Origin of the sequence: Fertoeibacter niger (assembly GCF_009380135.2) — a bacterium.
Taxonomy (GTDB): domain Bacteria; phylum Pseudomonadota; class Alphaproteobacteria; order Rhodobacterales; family Rhodobacteraceae; genus Fertoeibacter; species Fertoeibacter niger.
The window spans coordinates 105668-123487 of record NZ_WHUT02000009.1 but is presented as its reverse complement, the minus strand read 5'-3'; the positions used below and the strand labels follow the sequence as shown (position 1 = coordinate 123487).

Genomic DNA, 17820 nt, shown 5'->3' with positions numbered 1-17820 from the left:
AGACCGGACGGCGGCAGGGGAAACCCTGCCGCCGTTCTGCATTGAGCAAGCAGGGGCTGGCGCGCGCAGGGCCTTCCTGCACAGGCCACGAAAAAGGCCCGCGCAACGGCGCGGGCCTTTTCGACGATTGAAGCGCGGTCACAGGCCGCTGAAACCGTGGTCAGAGGCCGCGGTGCCACTCCTCGACTTCGCGTTCGGCCTCTTCTTTGGTGCGGCCGTATTTCTGCTGCACCAGACCCACCATCTGCTCGCGGCGGCCGGCCACCTGATCCACCTCGTCATCGGTCAGGTCGCCCCATTTTTCAATGGCCTTGCCTTTGAGCTCTTTCCATTTGCCTTCGATCTGGTCCCAGTTCATCGCAATCTCCTTTGGCAGTGTCGGTGTTGACACAAGGCAAACGCGGCCCTTGCTGGCGGGTTCCTGCGGGCCTGCGCGCCTGGCGGGGCCGGGCAGATTCTTGCGCATGGCGGTGGCAAGACCGGCAAGGCCTTGCCGCCCCGGGCATGGCTGCAAAATAATGTGGAACCCGATCACCTGCGGCGCGTTCATGGCCAAACGGGGGATATCAACTGCATGGACCGGATCGAGCGCCTGGCGCATTTCGCTGTGATCGTGATCGGCGTGGTGGCGCTGTTCACGGCATTGAACGCGGTGGAAAGCGTATTTGCGCCACTGGCGCTGGCGCTTGTGGCGGGGGTGGTTCTGTCGCCCGTGTCGGATTTCGGTGAGAGGCTGGGCCTGCCGCCGGTCGTGGGTGCGCTGGTCAGCCTGTTTCTGACATTGCTTTTGCTGGCAATTCTGGGGGCGGCCTTGCAGCCCATCATTGCCCGTATGATGCAAGAGGCGCCAAAGATCTGGTCTGACATGCAAGACACGCTGGCGTTTTTCCAGCAGATGCTGGCCGGCTTTTCCGACCTCAAGGATGATGTCAGCCAGGCGCTTGCGCCACAGGCGCAGGCCGCCGAGGGTGAACCGGGCATGGCGCTGCCCAGCGTCACCGATGCGCTGCTGCTGGCCCCGGCGTTCGCAGCGCAGCTACTGATCTTTGCGGGTGCGCTGTTCTTCTTTCTGATGACGCGGCAGGATATTTACGACTGGGCCGCCCGCCGCCTGTCGGAACCCACCGAACGCGCGCAGACCGCGCGCAGGCTGCGCGATGCGGAACGGCTTGTATCGCGCTATTTCCTGACGATCACCGTGATCAACATCGGGCTGGGGATCATGACGGCGGTGGCTTTGCAGTTGCTGGGTTTGCCGGGTGCCGCATTGTGGGGACTGGTGGCCTGCCTGTTGAATTTCGTGCTGTATCTGGGCCCGGCTCTGGTGGCGGTCGCGCTGGTGTTCGCGGGCGTGGCGGCCTTTGACGGCGGCTATTCGCTGCTGCCCGCCGCCGCCTTTGTGACGCTGAACGCGATGGAGGGCCAGTTCGTGACCCCGGCGCTGGTGGGTCGGCATACCGAGGTGAATCCGCTGCTGGTGTTTCTGGCGCTGGTGTTCGGCATCTGGCTGTGGGGGCCGATCGGCGGCATCGTGGCGATACCGCTGCTGTTGTGGGTGATTCAGCTGAACACCGTGGCAAGCCCGGTGCGCGCGGCAAAACCCGCCTGACCGGCTACATCATTTCGGGTGGCACGCCGGGCAGCGCGCGCCCGAATGCCGCCGCAGCCTTCATGTCATAAGGCAGGATGAAGCCCTGGCGTTCGGCGGGCGGCAGGGATGCGTTCTGCCAGGCAAGATGGCTCCAGGCCTGCAAGGCGGTGGCCTGGTCGAAAAACGCAGGTCCGGCATCTGTGGGCAGCCAATGCGCCATGACCCGGCGGCGCAGTTCGGCCACCTCGCGCGCGGTGTTCAGGTAAACCCCGGCTTCGGTATCCCATTTCAGGCTGCGCCCGTTCAGATTGGCTGACGACACGATGGCCGCATCCTCGTCAAACACCGACACCTTGGCATGCACATAGATGATCGCGGCGCCGTTCAGCCGGTCGCGGTCATGCCCGCCGGTCTTGCGCTGCGCGCGCGGTTGCGCGGCCCCGCCCACGAACAGGCGCGGCCCGAAACCCCGGCGCAGGATGCGCAGCGCGCGCGCCTGAAGATATTCGCCATAGCGCGCATCCATGCCGTCGCGCCCTTCGAACGCCACATCCTCGGGGGCGGCGGGCAGGATCAGGATCATCTGCAATTCCGGCTTTTCCCGCGCCAGACCGGCCAGCAGATGTGCCAGATGCCGGTCACGGAAAAACTGCGTCTCGATATAGATCAGCCGGTCGGTGCGCCGGGCCAGTGCTGCATGCGCCGTGGCAATTTCATGCACCACCGGCTCGGGGCCAAAGAAGGGTGCCTCGAACCGGCGGCGGCGCGACAGGGTGCGCAGCAGGCGGCGCTGCGGGCCGGGGGGCTGCTTGCCCTCGACCACGGCCAGAAAACTTTCCAGATGCGCCTGCGCCTCGGCCACCACCGGGCCTTCCATCATCAGCTGCACGTCATGCCAGGTTTCCTTGCCGGGGCGGTCATGGTCAGGCGTGTCATAGCGGCGCTCGTCCAGATCCAGCCCGCCGATATACAGCTTGCGGCGGTCGAACACAGCCAGCTTCTGGTGATGCGTGGCGGGGAACAGCCGCGGCAGATACGCCAGACGCGGGCGATAGCGCCCGTTCGGCGCGCGCCACAGCCGTTCCGCCAGCCCCGGCATGTCGCGCAGCGCCGCCTCTTGTTCGACAGGCGGCAGACGGTTCAGCCAGCCTGCGCTGCGGGTCAGTTTCTTCATGATCTGCGGCCAGAACAAAAGCCGGGGCAACACACCGGTTTCCGCCGCATGCATGGCAGGCGTCACACTCAGCCGCGCCTCCGGCCCTGCCAGTTCTGCCGCCGCGCGCAGCATGCGCACCGATTTCCAGGTGCCACGGTGCAATGTCGCACGTGCGATCGGGTCGAAATCGCTGATCACAAGCGTGATCGCCACCCCGCGCCGCAACGTGTGAAGGATCAGGTCAAACCAGGTTTCACCCACCGCCTGCGCCTCGGGCGAACGCAGCCGGGTCGTGGGGTCGAATATACGGAAACTTCCGCGAATCTCTGTCCTTGCCTCAAGAAAGGCGCGCTCCAGCGCCGGAAAAGCCTCGGCCGCCGTAAGCAAGACCTGAACCCGCGTGCGCGGGCGTTGTGCCATGCCTGTATTTGTCATCTGCTTTTTCCCTTGCCCCACCGGCCAACGCGGCAGGAACGGCAGGGTTCCGAATGTTTTGGCGCATACCAGCCATTCCGCCCTGCGCGGGCCGAATGTGCTACCTGGCCGTGCGTCGTCACTCTGGGCGCTCGGCTCGGTTGCGCGCCTCGGCTTCGACCAGCGGGCGCACCTCGAATGTCACCCGCAGATGATAGGTGCTGCCGACCTCTTCGGTATCCACCTGCCCACCGACCTGCTGGGCAAAGGCCATCAGCAACTGCGCGCCCAGGCCGGTGCTGACCTCCAGCCCGTCCTGGGCCACGGGTTTCGGGCCAAGGGTGTTCGTCACCTGCAGCACCGCCCCGGTGCCACCCACGCGGTGAAGCGCCACATCCAGCCGGGGGGGCGACGCATCGGGGCTGCCTGCGTATTTCATCGCATTGGTCAGCGCCTCGGTCAGCAAGAGCGACAGCGGCACCGCCTGATCGGGGGTCAGGCGCAGATCGCCGATGCTGGTGGTCACGGCAAACTGCCGCCCCGGGCCGGTTGCCATCTTGACCACCTGGCGCACGATGTCGGACAGCAGTTCATCCGCGCGGATGTCGGTCAGGCCCGAGGTCTGGTAAAGTTCGCGGTGGATGGTGGCAAGGCTCATCACCCGGTCCTGCAAGCCCTTCATCAGCACCTTCGCCTCGGGCGAGCGTGCCTGTCGCATCTGCATGTTCATGATCGAGGCGATCAGTTGCAGGTTGTTCTTGACCCGGTGATGCACCTCGCGCAGCAGCACTTCCTTCTGGTGAACCATGTCCTCCAGTTCGGCCTCGTCGTGCAGGATCGTGTCGGTCATCTTGTCGAAGGCCCCGGCAAGCTGGCGCAGTTCCAGCGGCGCGCCTTCGATCTCGATCCGCCCGACAATCCGGTTGCCCCCGGCAAAGGTGGTGATCGCCGCCTGCAACCCGCGGATATGCCGCGTCACCAACCGTTCGGTCGCCAGCCAGGCCACCAGCAGGCAGGCCAACCACATCAGCGCGGGCAGGATGGCCGCAGGCACCGCCTCGACCAGCCAGGCGTTGCTTTCGGCGGGCCACGACCCCAGCGCATAGATTGTGCCCGCTAGGATCGGCACGACGGAAAACACCCGCTCGGGCCCGTCCACCGTCGGAGCGGTGAAGGCCAGATCATCGGGGCCTGCCAGCGCCTTCAGCGAGCGGTTGGCGGGCAGCAGTCCCGCCACCGCCTCCAGCCCGGCAGAGGAAGTCACAACGGCACCGTCCGCCCCGAAAGTCATCAGCACCGGTGGCGTCGGGCCGGTTTCCTCGGCATCGCGTGCAACAAGGCTGCTGTGCGGCAGAGAGATGGACACCAGCCCCAACAACCGCCCGTCTGCCGCAAAGACAGGGTGCAAAACACCCACCACCGCCACCTTTGACACCGGGCCGCTGGGGTTCAGGATGATTGTCGGCTCTGCCGCTTCGATGATGCCAGCAAGCATTGCGTTGTTGCTGAAATCGAACGCACCCACGGAAGAGCATACCATCTGCCCGTCGAGGGGAATGAAGCCGACGAGCGAATAAATCTCGCTGGCGTCGGCCACGCGGCGCATCACGGCGGAACAGGCGGCGGCGTCGCCAATCAGCGGCTCTACCGCTGCGGCCAGCGACATGGCCGCCCCGCGTGCCCGCTGGATCGGGCGCACGGCGGTTTCGGCGGCGCGCATCGTCTCGCCCGTCAGCGCCGCCTCTGACCTTGCGCGCGCCTCGTCCAGAACGGCGGCGGATTGCACCACCGACACCACACCCAGCGGCAACAGCGCCACGGCCAGCAGAAACGCCAGCCGGAAACCGATCCTGTCGGTCATGCGCCGCCACCAGCCGGCAAAACTCATGCTGCCGTTGTCCCCGACCGTGACATGACGGCCTGCATCGCGCCATCAACGCCGGAAAACATCTGCTCGCCCTGATCCAGATGCAGCATTTCGGCCAGCCTTGCCCGTGCCCGGTTTGCACGGCTTTTCACCGTGCCGACCGCCACGCCCATCATGCCCGCCGCATCCTCATAGGAAAAACCCGATGCGCCGACCAGAATCAGCACCTCACGGTGTTCAGGGGTCAGCTTGTCGAATGCCTTGCTGAATTCGGCAAAGGCCATGCGCCCGTCATGGTCGGGCTTCACGAACAATGCCCCGGCATGGATCCCCTCGGGGTCGGGCACCTCGCGGCGGTGCTTGCGCTTGTCGGAATAAAAGGTGTTGCGCAGGATGGTGAACAGCCAGGCCCGCAGATTGGTGCCGGTCTGGAATTTGTCGAAATTCGTCCAGGCCTTCACGATGGTGTCCTGCACCAGATCATCGGCGGCGGCCACGTTGCGCGTGAGACTGATGGCAAAGGCGCGCAGGGCGGGCAGATGGTCGGGCAGTTCATCGCGCGGGTCGCGTGTGGCCACCGGCAGCGGTGCTGCGGCGGTCATTTCTTGGCGTCCTTTTCCCGCAGCTGGGCCAGAAGCTGCGCGAAACGGTCCGGCACCTGCTGTTCCAGCGCCTCGTCATAGACCCGCTTCAGATTTTCGTCGATCTGCTGCTGCAGTCCTGCCTTGTCGCGTTCCTGTGCCATCTGTCCCAACATCTGCTTTCCGATTTTAGTATCTTCCGTGGAACCAAACGCGATGCCAAGAGTTTGGTTCCCGAAAAAACACGCACAGGGGAAGTTTTTCATGCCGTCCGACACCACGCCCGACCTGGCCACCCTGATCGGGTCAAATCTGCCGTATTTGCGCCGCTATGCCCGCGCCCTGACAGGCAGTCAGGAAACTGGTGACAGGTTCGCCGCCGCCGCGCTGGAGGCGGTTCTAGAGGATTCCAGCATTTTCGACGTGGCCGAAAGCCCCAAGGTGGCGCTGTTTCACGTGTTCCACCTTGTCTGGGCCAGCGCCGGCGCGCCCTTGGGCGAGCCTGACACCCGCCTGTCGGCCCGCGCGCAGGAACATATGGCCGAACTGACGCCCAACACCCGCGAGGCGCTGCTGCTGCATGCCATCGAGGGTTTCCGGCATGAGGAAATCGGCGCGATCATGCAGATCGACGCCGAAGAGGCCGCCGAACTGGTGGCCATCGCACAGCGCGAAATGGCGCAGTCGGTGGCGGGCCGGGTGATGATCATCGAGGATGAGGCGATCATCGCCATGGATATTTCCGCCATCCTGCGCGAAATGGGCCATCAGGTCACCGGCATCGCCCGCACCCGGACCGAGGCCGTGGCACTGGCCGCGCGCGAACGGCCCGACCTGATCCTGGCCGACATCCAGCTGGCCGACAATTCGTCGGGCATCGACGCGGTGAATGACATCCTGAAGAACTTCACCGATCTGCCGGTGATCTTCATCACTGCCTTCCCCGAACGCCTGCTGACCGGCACACGGCCCGAACCTGCCTTCCTGATCACCAAACCCTATGCCGAAGATCAGGTGCGTTCTGCCGTCAGCCAGGCGATGTTCTTTGCCTCGACCGAAACGCTGAACGCCTGACACGGCCACGGCCCCGGCGTTGTGCCGGGGCCGCCACACGCTGATCACTTCGCCGTGGCGCGCAGCATCCAGGCCGCCTTTTCGTGAAACGCCGAACGCCCGGTCAAAAGGTCCGCCGTCACCGGATCCTTGTGGTCTTCGGCCAGTTCCACCACGGCATGCAGCCGCGTGGCGATCTTTTCGTGATCCTTCGCCAGATCCTCCACCATCATCTGCGCCGAGGGCTGGTCAGGCAGGTCGGCGATGACGGATGCCTTCATGATGTCGGCCATCCGCATGGGCGCCAGTTGCCCCAGCGCGCGAATGCGTTCGGCCACCGCATCGGCAGCCTTGAACATGTCCTCATACTGCATCTCGGTCAGGTTATGCACCGAGAAGAACATCGGCCCTTCGACGTTCCAGTGATAGGCATGGGTCTTGAAGATCAGCCGGTAGGTGTCGGCCAGAATCTCGGCCAATCCCTTAGCCACGGGTTTCACGTCACGCACGCCGGTTTTCACCGTTGCGGCTTTCGCCACCACATCCATTGCATCTGCCATATGCTGTCCTTTCGGTTGCTGCGGCCGCCCGGGCCATCGCACATGCAACGCCGCTCAGGCGGGCGCGGTTCCGGACAGCCGCCCGGCGCGTTCCAGCAGGTCGCGCACGCAGTCCGAGGTGAAGGGCCGTTCCAGCACCCACCAGCCCGGGCCTTCGCCGGTTTCTTCGGCCTCGTTGCCGATCAGCACTACGCGCGCCTCGGGGTCGGCCAGGCCACTGCTGGCCAGTGCCGCCGGGGCCATGCCCAGAAAGGCCAGCACCAGCTTCAGACCCTGGCCAGCCAGCAGCCGCATCGCCTCGGCGGTGTCATGCGCCAGGATAACCCTGGCGTCCGGATCATGTTCTGCAATCGCCTCGGCCAGATCCTGTGCCACCAGCTGTTCCTTCAGGACGATAAGATAAGCCGCCCGTTCTGCCGCGTTCGCCGCCATGGCATGCTCCTTCTGTAAGCCGGCATATGGAACCGTTTCGGCAGCGCGCGCATTTAACTGCGACATACCCCGCGTTTTTATTTTGAGGCCCCCATGAGCCCAGTAGCCTGCGCTGCCTGCCCGCTGCGGAAACGCACCATCTTTACCCCCTTCACCGCCGAGGAGGTGGTGTTCATGCAGAAATTCAAGGTGGGCGAACTGTCGGTTGACCGGGGCACGACCATTCTGATGGAGGGTTCGAACAGCCCGCAGCTTTACACCGTGCTGCGCGGGCAGGGCATACGTTACAAGACACTGGAAAACGGCCGGCGTCAGGTGATCAACTTTCTTTTTCCCGGCGATTTCGCGGGGTTGCAGGCCGGTTTGATGGGCGAGATGAAACATTCCGTCGAGGCGTCGTCGGATATGGTGCTGTGCGTCTTTGACCGTGGCGAACTGTGGCAGATGTTCCGCGCGCAGCCGGGCCGGGCCTATGACCTGACCTGGATTTCCGCGGTCGAGGAACATTTTCTGGGCGAAACCATCGCATCACTGGGCCAGCGCGACGCCACGCAGCGCGTGGCCTGGGCGCTGCTCAGGATGTATGAGCGGCTGTCCGCCGTGGGTCTGGCGGTGGAGGGCGCCGTTCCGCTGCCCTTCCGCCAGCAGGATCTGGCCGATGCGTTGGGGCTGTCGCTGGTGCATACCAACAAGACGCTGGCCCGTTTGCGCGAATTGCAGCTTTTGAACTGGCGCGACGGACGGCTGCACATTCCCGCGCGGTCGGAACTGGCCAAGCTGGCGCTGGTGGATCTGGAAAAACCCGAAATCCGCCCGCTGATGTGAATTCACGGGAACCGGAACGCGCCACCCGCGTTTCAACTGCATCGGAGGGGAAGGCACACAGCCCACCCGCCCCGCTGGCCGGATTGGCCGGCCTACCTGACAGAAAACGCGGAATTGCCCGCAAGACCTGATCTGCAACGGAGACCAACATGACCCGCACATTCCTGTTTCCCGCCCTTCTGGGCGCTGTCTTTGCCATGCCTGTCGCCGCACAGGATCTGGCAAAAATCGGTGAAATCGACGTGACGGTCGAACTGACCGCGCTGGAAAACGCCGAGGCTGCGACCTATTGGAAGAACCTTGAGGCCGATCTGGAAGGCGCCATCGCCGCGCAACTGACCGACCGCCTGGCTGATGCCGGCATGAAGATCAGCGTCGATGTGTCCGAGGTCGAACTTGCCTCGGCTTTCGAAGTGGCGGCCGGCCTTGACCAGTCGATGCTGCGCGGCCAGATCAACGTGACCGACGCGAACGACAACAGCAATTTCCACTCGTTCGATCTGGCCGTGTCGATGGAGCAGGCCACCGTCTTCATCCCCGAAGGTGTTGACGTGACCGTGCTGACCCCGACCAGCACCGAGGTTTACAATGCGCTTGTGACCAGCTTTGCGCAGGAAATCTCCACCCGCATCGACGGCTGATCGCCTCCGGCATCGGAGATACGACAGGAACCCCGGCAGTTTGCCGGGGTTTTTTCATGCCTTGCACCGGCCTGGCACATAAAAAAGCGCCACCCCGAAGGGCGGCGCGCAGGATCAGCAAGGGAAAGACAGCCGCCGGGGCACGAGGGATCACACCCCGGCGGCGCAGATACCGGCAGGACAGGGACAGTGCGCTGGGGGCGCAGTTTCCGCCGGTATGATCATTGAACGCCGCATCCTGCCTTTGGTTCCCGGCTCTGCCGCAGATTTTTCTCAGGCCAGCAGGCCCAGCCCCCCGTCGCGCAAGCCCCCGTCGCGCAATCCGCGCGTGACGCTGCCATTGGCGGGCACCAGCGGGATGAGGCAGGCCTGCACCGAATGGTAAAGATCGGGTTTGCCCTGAAACACCCGGTTCACCGGCCGCAGCGCGGGGTCCAGCTCGGGGAACCAGCCCCCGGATGCGCGGTCGATGAAATGTTGCGCGACAAAGCCCCAGATCCGCCGATACCATTCCTCGAACGCGGCATCGCCACTTACCTGACGCAGCACTGCCGCCGCCGCGATGCCTTCGGCGCAGGGCCACCAGAAACGGTCGGCCTGTTCGGGCCGGTCGTCCCAGTCCAGCGTATAGTAAAACCCGCCTGCGGCTTTGTCCCAGCCGGTCGCACAGGTGTGCATGAACAGCGCCTGCGCCGCCTCATGCAGCCAATCCTGCTGCTGCCCGCCCAACTGCCACAATTGCACCAGAAGGCGGCTCCATTCCAGCGCATGCCCGGGGGTGGTGCCGAACGGGCGGAACATCGGATCGCCGCGATAGGCGCGGTCAAGCTGCCACTGGTCGTCGAAATGCTCGGCCACGCGCCAGCCTTCGGCCCGCGCATGCCGGTCGATGATCAGGCTGGCGATGCGGCCCGCCATATCCAGATAGTCGCGATCGCCCGTCGCTTCGAACGCGGCCATCAGCGCCTCGGTCAGGTGCATGTTGGAGTTTTGCCCGCGATAGCCGCTGATCGGCGCCCAGTCCTGCGCATATTCCTCGGTCGTGGCCCCGGCCGCCGCATCCCAGAACCTCGCATGGAGCGTCTCGGTGATGTCGCCCAGCAGCCGGTCGGCATCGGGATGCCCCGCCACCTTGGCGGATGACGCCGCCAGCAGCACAAAGGCATGGCCATAGGCCTGTTTCGTGGCATTCACCGGGCCGTCATCATCCAGTGACCAGACATAGCCGCCATGCGCCGCGTCCCGGTGCCCGTTCCACAGAAACTGCATGCCGTGGTCGATCATCCGGTCTGCCCCCGGCAGGCCCAGTTGATGCGCCATGGTATAGCAATGCACCATGCGGGTGGTTTCATGCAGGTGGCGCAGCCGCCCGGCGGGGCCCTCGAACGGCTGGCCCGCTTTGTCCAGCGCAAAGAACCCGCCCGCCGCGTTCAGCGCCGGCAGAAAGAAATCAAACAATCCGCGTGCCTGATCCAGCAGCCACAGCCGGTGCGCCGGGCGCTGCGTGAAATCGGGGCCGCCAGTGCCGCACCATGCTGCGGCTGCGAGTCGTCCGTCTGTCATCCCGTCACCTTTGTCTGTGCCCGGGCTGGGTGCCGGGTCTGTCATGGCGGTTCAAATCATGTCTGGGCCGACATACCGCATATTGCGGCAAGGTGACAGCGGGGCAAAGCCGCATGGCGTTCAGGAAATGGACTTTGGCCCAAAGCGCGCTATGATCGCTCATGCCCGGGCGGGGGTTTCGCCTGCCCCTGCACCGCGCTGGCCAATCGTGCATCGGGGAGGATGAACATGTGCCGTATCTTCGCAGGCCAGGCGCCATCGCGCTATGCGCTGACCACACGCAGGCTTCGGCTGAACGGGCAGAGCACGTCGATCCGGCTGGAAAACACCTTCTGGGGCATTCTTGACGACATTGCGCTGGCCGAAGGCATGACAACCCCGGCCTTCATGTCGAAACTGCACAGCGAGGTGCTGGAACTGCATGGCGAGCCTGCCAATTTCACCTCGCTGCTGCGCTGCACCTGTCTTGTGCATCTGGAGCGTGCGGGCCACGGTGCTGCGCATCTGCTGGCAGCGGAATGACCGACTAAGGTATTAGTCGCGACCGGTCACAAATGGCCTGCGTAGTATCCTGCTACTACCCGGTGTTTCCCCCGGTCTTGCACCCTTGACCCTGTGGCGCAGCAGACCGCGCCAAAAGGGGGGAACAGCATGGCAAAGGCCATACACAGCATGATCCGCGTGCTTGACGAGGCACGGTCGGTGCGATTCTACACGGCTGCTTTCGGGCTGGCCGTGGCCGACAGGCTGGATTTCGACAGTTTCACGCTGATCTACATGAGCAACCCGGAAACCGGGTTCGAGCTGGAACTGACGGTCAACAAGGGCCGCACCGAGGCCTATGCGCTGGGTGACGGTTACGGCCATCTGGCGTTTTCGGTCGATGACGTGAACGCCGAACATGCCCGGCTGACAGAGGCGGGTCTTGCCCCGCGCAAGCTGGTGGATTTCGCGCCCGCAGGCACCGTGATCGCGCGGTTTTTCTTCATTGCCGACCCCGACGGCTATCAGATCGAGGTGCTGCAACGCGGCGGCCGGTATCTGTGACCGACCGGCGGCCCGGGGAGGGGCCGCCCAACACATCGACGACACCCAGGGAGGAGATACGATGAGTAACCAATCACCCAGGCCAGATCCGTCAGCCAGGAAGGGCATGACCCGCCGCCAGCTTCTGTCGCGTTCCGTGGCGCTTGGGGCGACATTCGTGGTGGGCGCGGGCTTTGTCGCGGCACCGAATGCCGCCTGGGCCATGGAAACCGTGGCGCTGAAACCCGCAACCATGGCGACGCTGATCCAGATGGCGCGCGACATCTACCCGCATGACCGGATCGCCGACGAATTCTATGCGATTGCCGTGAAAGGCTATGACACCGCCGAGGCTGCCGCCGAGATCGAGGCCGGGATTGCCGCGCTTGACGCCGCAGCGGTTGGGGCGGGACACCCGTCCTACCTTGGCACCGGATGGGAACGCGACCGCGTGGACATTTTGCGCGGCATGGAACAATCGGCTTTCTTCCAGAAAATCCGCGGCGGTCTGGTGACGGGCCTCTACAACCAGAAAGCCGTCTGGCCGCTGTTCGGCTATGAGGGCGAGTCATTCAGTCAGGGCGGCTATATCGAGCGCGGCTTTGACGACATCAACTGGCTGTAAGGGGGGCTGATCCAATGGTTGCGAAATTCGAACTGACGGACGCTTCCGTCGTTGTCATCATCGGCACCGGGGCCGGGGGTGGCACGCTGGCCAACGAACTGGCGCAAAAGGGCGTCAAGGTCGTGGCGCTGGAGGCTGGCGGGCGCTACCTGCCCGAAGACTATCTGAACGACGAATGGGACAGTTTCGGCCAGCTGGCCTGGCTGGATGCGCGGTCCACCAGCGGCGACTGGCGCGTGGCGAAAGATTTCTCGGGCCTGCCCGCCTGGATCGTCAAGGCGGTGGGCGGCACGACAACCCATTGGGCCGGGGCCAGCCTGCGCTTTCAGGATCATGAATGGAAGGCGCTGACCAACTATGGCCCGGTGCAGGGCGCCAATCTGCTGGACTGGCCGATCGACGGCGCCGAAATGGCCCCCTGGTATGACAAGGCCGAGGAAAAGATGGGCGTGACCCGCACCGGCGACCGCCCCGGCCTGCCCGGCAACAACAACTACAAGGTGTTTGAAAAGGGCGCGCTGGCGCTTGGCTACAAGGATGTGCATACCGGGCGGATGGCGATCCAGTCCACCGATGCGGGCAACCGCATTGCCTGCCAGCAGACCGGTTTCTGCTTTCAGGGCTGCAAATGGGGGGCGAAATGGTCCACCGCCTATACCGAGATCCCCGATGGCGAGGCGACCGGCAACCTTGAGGTGCGCGAACGCGCGATGGCGCTGAAGATCGAGCATGACGCATCCGGCAAGGTGACGGGCGTGCTTTACGCCGACAAGGACGGCAATCAGGTGGTGCAGAAGGCGCGCATCGTCTGCGTGGCGGGCAACACGATCGAAAGCCCGCGCCTGCTGCTGAACTCGGCGTCAGACATGTTCCCCGACGGGCTGGCAAACTCATCCGGCCAGGTGGGGCGCAACTACATGCGGCATGTCACCGGGTCGGTCTATGGCGTGTTCGACAAGCCGGTCAAGATGTGGCGCGGCACCACCATGGCCGGCATCGTGCAGGACGAAGCGGGCCACAACCCCGAACGCGGTTTCGTCGGGGGGTATGAACTGGAAACCCTGGCGCTTGGCTTGCCGTTCATGGCCGCGTTCCTTGATCCGGGGGCCTGGGGGCGCGAATTCACCACCGCGCTGGACAGCTATGAAAACATGGCCGGCATGTGGATCGTGGGCGAGGACATGCCGCAGGAAACCAACCGCGTTACGCTGAACATGGATGTGAAAGACCAGTTCGGCCTGCCCACTCCGAACGTGCATTTCGACGATCACCCCAATGATGTGGCGATGCGCAACCACGCCTACGAGCGCGGCATGGCGATGTACAAGGCTGTGGGGGCCACAAGGGTGCTGCCCACGCCGCCCTATCCGTCAACCCACAACCTTGGCACCAACCGCATGTCGGAAAACCCGCGTGACGGCGTGGTGAACAAATGGGGCCAGACGCATGATGTGCCGAACCTGTTCGTCTCGGACGGCTCGCAGTTCACCACCGGTGCAGCGGAAAACCCCACGCTGACCATCGTGGCACTGGCGATCCGGCAGGCCGACCACATTGCAAGGGAAATGGCGGCGGGCACGATCTGACCACGGCCGACGCATGGAAACGGCGCCCTTGCTGGGCGCCGTCTTGCATTGCGGCCGCTCAGATGCGGGTCAGTTTCACGCTGATGTTGCCTTGCGTGGCATGGGAATACGGGCAGACGACATGCGCTGCCGCGATGATCTTGTCCGCCGTTTCGGCCTCGATCCCCGGCAGGCTGATGCGCAGTTCCACATCCAGCCCAAACCCCTTTTGGTCATCGCGCGGGCCGATGCCCACATCGGCGGTCACGGTGGTATCGGTGGGCACGGCCAGTTTCATCTGCCCGGCGGCGAATTTCATCGCGCCAAGGAAACAGGCGGCATAGCCGGTTGCGAACAACTGCTCGGGGTTCACCCCGTCACCGCCCGGGCCTCCCAGCGCCTTGGGCGTGACCATCTTCACATCCAGCGCGCTGTCGGCGTTTTTCGAATGCCCGTCGCGCCCGCCGGTGGCGGTGGATTGGGTGCGGTATTTCACATCGACGCTCATCATTCCGTCCTTTACCTGGGGCGTTGCGTGCGTTGGCGAACAATTGTATCGCAAACGCTTGTATCGTATGCGATATACATATCGGCTTCCTCCGCCCGCTGTCAACCGATTGCGATTGTATCGCGCGCGATATACATAGCCGCATCCCGCTGAAAGTCTGCCGCCGTGACACCACCTGTCCTGCCCAAGCCCGAAGCGCTGCTGTGCTTCAACCTTTATGCCGCCAGCCATGCCTTTAACCGGGCCTACAAACCGCTGCTTGATCCGCTTGGGCTGACCTATCCGCAGTTTCTGGTGATGCTCAGTCTGGGTCAGCAGGACGGTCAGGCGGTGGGGCAGCTTTCCGACGATCTGGGCATCGAGACCAACACCCTGTCGCCGCTGTTGAAACGGCTGGAGGCTGCGGGCCAGTTGCGCCGCGAACGCTCGCAAACCGATGAGCGGCGGGTGTTCATCCACCTGACCCCGGCGGGCATCGACACGGCCTTCGCCGCGCAGCGCATTCCCGAAAGCATGGCCGCCGCGCTTGGCATCACGCGCGACGAGGCGGATTCCAGCCTTGCCACCCTGCGGCGCCTGCGTGACCTGTTGAATGGCACGCCACGCCCGCAAATTGATTAGGACAGTCCTAATCCCGGCGACAGAAATTCATGCTTTCGCCTAACACGGGCCGGGCGCATCCTGCACGCCATCCCCGTCTTGCAGCAGGAACCTCCCATGATCCGCACCGGCGCCGAATACCGTGATTCCATCCGCGATGGCCGCGAGGTCTATATCAACGGCCAGAAGGTGGCCGACGTCACCCTGCACCCGCAGTTCAAGCCGCTGGTCGATATCCGCGCGCGGATCTACGACATGGCGCATGATGTGAAAACCGAAGCGGTGATGACCGTGCGCGACGGCGACGAGGTGAACGCCATCGGCAACGCCTTGCCCTACACGCAAGATGACTGGTGGGCCAAACGCCGCGCCACCGATGCGGTGCTGGAGGATGTGGGCGGCATCGTCACCCGCGTGGGCGATGAAACGGTGGGCGAAATGTGGTCGCTGTTCGACGGGCAGGACGTGCTGGCGGAAATCGACCCGCAATTCGCCCGCAACATCGAAAACCACATCACCCGCGTGCTGAAAACCGACCCTTTCCATGTGTCCGCCAACACCGACCCGAAAGGCGACCGTTCCAAGGCACCGCAGGATCAGGATCCTGACATGCTGCTGCATGTGGTGAAGGAAACCGATGCGGGCCTGATCGTGCGCGGTGCGAAATACGAAACCGCCGCCGCCTATGCCAATCAGGCCTTCACCAAGCCGACAATTGCCAACTGGGGCAATTCCGCGATGTCGGATTACGCGGTGGGGTTCATCTGCGATCTGGGCTCGCCCGGCCTGAAATTCATCTGCCGCACAGGTTTTGCGGGCCGCGCCCCGGCCGAGGATTACCCGCTGGCCAACAAGTTCGACGAGGTGGATACCATCGTCATCTTCGACAACGTGCTGATCCCGTGGGAAAACGTGCTGTTCTACCGGCACACGCGGGCTGCCACCTTCATCCGGTCCTGCCTGCACCGCTATTCCGCCTTCGCCTTCGTGCAGCGCAACCTGAAGCTGGCCGACATGATGATCGGCGCCGCCCTGTTCAACGCCCGCCAGACGGGGTTGGACAAACAGCAGGCCGTGCAGGAAAAACTGGCCGAACTCGCGGTGTATCGTGAGGGGATCAACGCCCATCTGACCGCCGCCATTACCCTTGGCGAACGCTCTCCCGCAGGGCTGATGATGCCCAACCAGTCGCTGCTATACTCCGGCCGGGTGCTGGCCTGCTCTCAACTGCACCACATGATGCATATCGCCCGCGACCTGTGTGGTGGCCAGATTTGCGTGACGCCAGACGCCGCCAGCTTCCGCCACCCCGAAACGAAACCCTGGCTCGACAAATACTACACCATCAACGACGAATGGGTGGCCGATGACCGCCGCAAGCTGCTGGCCTTCGCCCGCGACATGCTGAATTCCGATTATGCGGGCCACCGGCTGACCTTCCAGATGTTCGCGCAGGCCCCGGCCTATGCCCACCTTGCCGCCGTCTACCGCAATTTCGACTGGGATGGCCCGCTGTCCTTCGTCAAGGGGGCCGCCGGGTTGTCAGACCGCGTGATGGGGGGCAAACCCCTGAAATCCGGCGATTCCACCCTGACGCAATGGTATGGCGAGCCCAGCCGCGCCGCAGCAGAATGATGGAACAGACCGCCAGCCTGCGCGACCGGTTTCTGGCTGGGATGAGCCAGGCCGCCGCCACGGTCAACATCATCACCACCGATGGGGCACATGGCAGGGCGGGCGTCACAGTCTCGGCGATGTCATCGGTCTCCGCCGATACCACGCGGCCCACGCTGCTGGTCTGCGTGCATCACCTGTCGCCCGCCGCCACCCTGATCCTCGGCAACGGCACCTTCTGCGTGAATGTGTTGCGCGACGACCAATCCTTCATCGCCGACACGTTCGCGGGCCGCTTCCGCGATCAGGTGGCCGACAAGTTCGACTGCACCCAATGGGTCACGATGCCCGGCGGCGCCCCCCGCGCTGCCGACCCGCTGGTGGCCTTCGACTGCACCGTCACCTCATCGCAACAGGTCGGCACGCATTACGTGTTCATCGGCGAGGTGCAGGCCGTCCACCTCGGCACCCCCGGCTCACCCCTCATCTACACCCACCGTTCCTACGGCAGCCCGGAACGCATCGACGGCGCATCCTCGATCGCCGCGGGGCGTCAGGCCTCGGCCCGCCGCCTGTCGGTCGGCTGCTTTCACACCTTCGGCCCGCATATCCTGCCCGAGATGATCCGCCGCCTGACCGACGCCGCCCCCGACATGGATTTTTCGCTGGTGGAGGGCGACCAGCGCCGGGTGCAGGAAAGCCTGCTGGCCGGGGAATCCGACCTGGCGCTGCTCTATGACCTTGGCCTGTCGCCCGACCTTGAAACCATTCCGCTGATCGACCTGCCGCCCTATGTGCTGCTGGCGGAACCCCATCCCCTTGCCACGCGGGCAGAGATCACCCCCGAAGACCTGCGCGACCTGCCGATGATCCTGCTGAACGCGCCACCCTCGCGCTATTACTTCCCCGGCATCTTGCGCGCGGCGGGGGTGGAACCGCGCATCGCCCACCGCTCGGCCAGTTTTGAAATGGTGCGCGGGCTGGTGGCGCAAGGTCTGGGTTACGCCCTGCTGGCCACCCGCCCGGCCACGATGCACAGCTATGACGGCCGCCCGCTGGTCATGCGCCCCTTGGCCTGCGATGCTCCGCCCAGCCGCATCGTGCTGGCGCAGCGGCGCGGCACCACACCCTCGCCCATGGCCGAACATTTTCTCTGGTTCTGCCGCGACCACTTCGCCCTCGACGCATAAGGCCACATG

Annotated in this window: 20 protein-coding genes; 11 read left to right on the top strand and 9 right to left on the bottom strand. The window is 64.4% G+C overall.

Going from position 1 to position 17820, the window contains the following annotated elements; genetic code table 11:
• Window positions 1–160: 160 nt before the first annotated feature.
• Window positions 161–358, bottom strand: a complete 198-nt coding sequence (locus GEU84_RS15420) for a CsbD family protein (protein ID WP_152827788.1) — start codon at window positions 356–358, stop codon at window positions 161–163.
• 216 nt (window positions 359–574) lie between these two features.
• Between GEU84_RS15420 and GEU84_RS15415 the strand changes: the two genes are divergently transcribed.
• A complete protein-coding gene (locus GEU84_RS15415) occupies window positions 575–1609 on the top strand; it encodes an AI-2E family transporter (protein ID WP_152827529.1) in 1035 nt (344 codons plus the stop codon).
• 4 nt (window positions 1610–1613) lie between these two features.
• On the opposite strand, the gene GEU84_RS15410 is transcribed toward GEU84_RS15415, so the two are convergent.
• The 4 genes from GEU84_RS15410 to GEU84_RS21155 form a co-directional block, all read right to left on the bottom strand.
• Window positions 1614–3167, bottom strand: a complete 1554-nt coding sequence (locus GEU84_RS15410; protein ID WP_241427721.1) for a phospholipase D family protein — start codon at window positions 3165–3167, stop codon at window positions 1614–1616.
• 133 nt (window positions 3168–3300) lie between these two features.
• The gene (locus tag GEU84_RS15405; RefSeq protein WP_241427720.1) at window positions 3301–5022 is read right to left on the bottom strand and encodes a sensor histidine kinase; all 1722 of its coding nucleotides are present in this window, start codon (window positions 5020–5022) and stop codon (window positions 3301–3303) included.
• Window positions 5023–5045: 23 nt separating this feature from the next.
• The gene (locus tag GEU84_RS15400; protein ID WP_152827534.1) at window positions 5046–5630 is read right to left on the bottom strand and encodes an RNA polymerase sigma factor; all 585 of its coding nucleotides are present in this window, start codon (window positions 5628–5630) and stop codon (window positions 5046–5048) included.
• Entirely contained in the window at window positions 5627–5887 is a 261-nt protein-coding gene (locus GEU84_RS21155; protein WP_338144815.1) for a NepR family anti-sigma factor, read from the bottom strand. Before GEU84_RS21155 ends, GEU84_RS15400 begins: the two co-directional genes overlap by 4 nt.
• On the opposite strand from GEU84_RS21155, the gene GEU84_RS15390 reads away from it, so the two are divergent.
• Window positions 5874–6683, top strand: coding sequence for a response regulator (locus GEU84_RS15390; protein ID WP_152827537.1), 810 nt, complete (start codon window positions 5874–5876; stop codon window positions 6681–6683). The genes GEU84_RS21155 and GEU84_RS15390 overlap by 14 nt on opposite strands.
• A gap of 44 nt (window positions 6684–6727) precedes the next feature.
• Here the strand turns inward: GEU84_RS15390 and GEU84_RS15385 are convergent, their stop codons facing one another.
• Together GEU84_RS15385 and GEU84_RS15380 are read right to left on the bottom strand one after the other, a co-directional pair.
• On the bottom strand, window positions 6728–7222 hold the full coding sequence (locus tag GEU84_RS15385; RefSeq protein WP_152827539.1) for a Dps family protein: 495 nt from the start codon (window positions 7220–7222) through the stop codon (window positions 6728–6730).
• 54 nt (window positions 7223–7276) lie between these two features.
• Window positions 7277–7654 carry a hypothetical protein gene (locus GEU84_RS15380; RefSeq protein ID WP_152827541.1) on the bottom strand — a complete coding sequence of 126 codons (378 nt, stop codon included), beginning with the start codon at window positions 7652–7654 and terminating at the stop codon, window positions 7277–7279.
• A gap of 93 nt (window positions 7655–7747) precedes the next feature.
• Between GEU84_RS15380 and GEU84_RS15375 the strand changes: the two genes are divergently transcribed.
• Window positions 7748–8479: a Crp/Fnr family transcriptional regulator gene (locus tag GEU84_RS15375; protein WP_152827543.1), complete on the top strand. Its 732-nt coding sequence runs from the start codon at window positions 7748–7750 to the stop codon at window positions 8477–8479.
• A gap of 149 nt (window positions 8480–8628) precedes the next feature.
• Entirely contained in the window at window positions 8629–9120 is a 492-nt protein-coding gene (locus GEU84_RS15370) for a hypothetical protein (RefSeq protein WP_152827545.1), read from the top strand.
• Between the two features lie 273 nt (window positions 9121–9393).
• Here GEU84_RS15370 and GEU84_RS15365 read toward each other — a convergent pair whose 3' ends face one another.
• The gene (locus GEU84_RS15365) at window positions 9394–10683 is read right to left on the bottom strand and encodes an AGE family epimerase/isomerase (RefSeq protein WP_241427719.1); all 1290 of its coding nucleotides are present in this window, start codon (window positions 10681–10683) and stop codon (window positions 9394–9396) included.
• A gap of 228 nt (window positions 10684–10911) precedes the next feature.
• Between GEU84_RS15365 and GEU84_RS15360 the strand changes: the two genes are divergently transcribed.
• From GEU84_RS15360 to GEU84_RS15345, 4 genes are all read left to right on the top strand, one after another.
• Window positions 10912–11205 carry a ribbon-helix-helix domain-containing protein gene (locus tag GEU84_RS15360; RefSeq protein WP_152827549.1) on the top strand — a complete coding sequence of 98 codons (294 nt, stop codon included), beginning with the start codon at window positions 10912–10914 and terminating at the stop codon, window positions 11203–11205.
• 129 nt (window positions 11206–11334) lie between these two features.
• Window positions 11335–11730 carry a VOC family protein gene (locus GEU84_RS15355; RefSeq protein WP_152827551.1) on the top strand — a complete coding sequence of 132 codons (396 nt, stop codon included), beginning with the start codon at window positions 11335–11337 and terminating at the stop codon, window positions 11728–11730.
• Between the two features lie 106 nt (window positions 11731–11836).
• Entirely contained in the window at window positions 11837–12334 is a 498-nt protein-coding gene (locus tag GEU84_RS15350) for a Twin-arginine translocation pathway signal (RefSeq protein ID WP_174539912.1), read from the top strand.
• A gap of 14 nt (window positions 12335–12348) precedes the next feature.
• Window positions 12349–13920 (top strand): GMC family oxidoreductase, encoded by a 1572-nt coding sequence (locus GEU84_RS15345; RefSeq protein ID WP_152827555.1) that lies wholly within the window; start codon window positions 12349–12351, stop codon window positions 13918–13920.
• 58 nt (window positions 13921–13978) lie between these two features.
• On the opposite strand, the gene GEU84_RS15340 is transcribed toward GEU84_RS15345, so the two are convergent.
• Window positions 13979–14407 carry an organic hydroperoxide resistance protein gene (locus tag GEU84_RS15340; protein ID WP_152827558.1) on the bottom strand — a complete coding sequence of 143 codons (429 nt, stop codon included), beginning with the start codon at window positions 14405–14407 and terminating at the stop codon, window positions 13979–13981.
• Between the two features lie 165 nt (window positions 14408–14572).
• Between GEU84_RS15340 and GEU84_RS15335 the strand changes: the two genes are divergently transcribed.
• From GEU84_RS15335 to GEU84_RS15325, 3 genes are all read left to right on the top strand, one after another.
• Window positions 14573–15028, top strand: a complete 456-nt coding sequence (locus tag GEU84_RS15335; protein ID WP_174539911.1) for a transcriptional regulator, SarA/Rot family — start codon at window positions 14573–14575, stop codon at window positions 15026–15028.
• Window positions 15029–15124: 96 nt separating this feature from the next.
• Window positions 15125–16642, top strand: a complete 1518-nt coding sequence (locus GEU84_RS15330; RefSeq protein ID WP_152827560.1) for a 4-hydroxyphenylacetate 3-hydroxylase family protein — start codon at window positions 15125–15127, stop codon at window positions 16640–16642.
• Entirely contained in the window at window positions 16639–17811 is a 1173-nt protein-coding gene (locus GEU84_RS15325) for a LysR substrate-binding domain-containing protein (RefSeq protein ID WP_152827562.1), read from the top strand. The genes GEU84_RS15330 and GEU84_RS15325 overlap by 4 nt, the downstream gene beginning before the upstream one ends.
• Window positions 17812–17820 lie beyond the last annotated feature (9 nt).

Coding starts and splice junctions, on each gene's coding strand:
- GEU84_RS15420 (WP_152827788.1), bottom strand. CDS start 358: ATGAACTGGGACCAGATCGAAGGCAAATGGAAAGAGCTCAAAGGCAAG.
- GEU84_RS15415 (WP_152827529.1), top strand. CDS start 575: ATGGACCGGATCGAGCGCCTGGCGCATTTCGCTGTGATCGTGATCGGC.
- GEU84_RS15410 (WP_241427721.1), bottom strand. CDS start 3,167: ATGGCACAACGCCCGCGCACGCGGGTTCAGGTCTTGCTTACGGCGGCC.
- GEU84_RS15405 (WP_241427720.1), bottom strand. CDS start 5,022: ATGACCGACAGGATCGGTTTCCGGCTGGCGTTTCTGCTGGCCGTGGCG.
- GEU84_RS15400 (WP_152827534.1), bottom strand. CDS start 5,630: ATGACCGCCGCAGCACCGCTGCCGGTGGCCACACGCGACCCGCGCGAT.
- GEU84_RS15390 (WP_152827537.1), top strand. CDS start 5,874: ATGCCGTCCGACACCACGCCCGACCTGGCCACCCTGATCGGGTCAAAT.
- GEU84_RS15385 (WP_152827539.1), bottom strand. CDS start 7,222: ATGGCAGATGCAATGGATGTGGTGGCGAAAGCCGCAACGGTGAAAACC.
- GEU84_RS15380 (WP_152827541.1), bottom strand. CDS start 7,654: ATGGCGGCGAACGCGGCAGAACGGGCGGCTTATCTTATCGTCCTGAAG.
- GEU84_RS15375 (WP_152827543.1), top strand. CDS start 7,748: ATGAGCCCAGTAGCCTGCGCTGCCTGCCCGCTGCGGAAACGCACCATC.
- GEU84_RS15370 (WP_152827545.1), top strand. CDS start 8,629: ATGACCCGCACATTCCTGTTTCCCGCCCTTCTGGGCGCTGTCTTTGCC.
- GEU84_RS15365 (WP_241427719.1), bottom strand. CDS start 10,683: ATGACAGACGGACGACTCGCAGCCGCAGCATGGTGCGGCACTGGCGGC.
- GEU84_RS15360 (WP_152827549.1), top strand. CDS start 10,912: ATGTGCCGTATCTTCGCAGGCCAGGCGCCATCGCGCTATGCGCTGACC.
- GEU84_RS15355 (WP_152827551.1), top strand. CDS start 11,335: ATGGCAAAGGCCATACACAGCATGATCCGCGTGCTTGACGAGGCACGG.
- GEU84_RS15350 (WP_174539912.1), top strand. CDS start 11,837: ATGACCCGCCGCCAGCTTCTGTCGCGTTCCGTGGCGCTTGGGGCGACA.
- GEU84_RS15345 (WP_152827555.1), top strand. CDS start 12,349: ATGGTTGCGAAATTCGAACTGACGGACGCTTCCGTCGTTGTCATCATC.
- GEU84_RS15340 (WP_152827558.1), bottom strand. CDS start 14,407: ATGAGCGTCGATGTGAAATACCGCACCCAATCCACCGCCACCGGCGGG.
- GEU84_RS15330 (WP_152827560.1), top strand. CDS start 15,125: ATGATCCGCACCGGCGCCGAATACCGTGATTCCATCCGCGATGGCCGC.
- GEU84_RS15325 (WP_152827562.1), top strand. CDS start 16,639: ATGATGGAACAGACCGCCAGCCTGCGCGACCGGTTTCTGGCTGGGATG.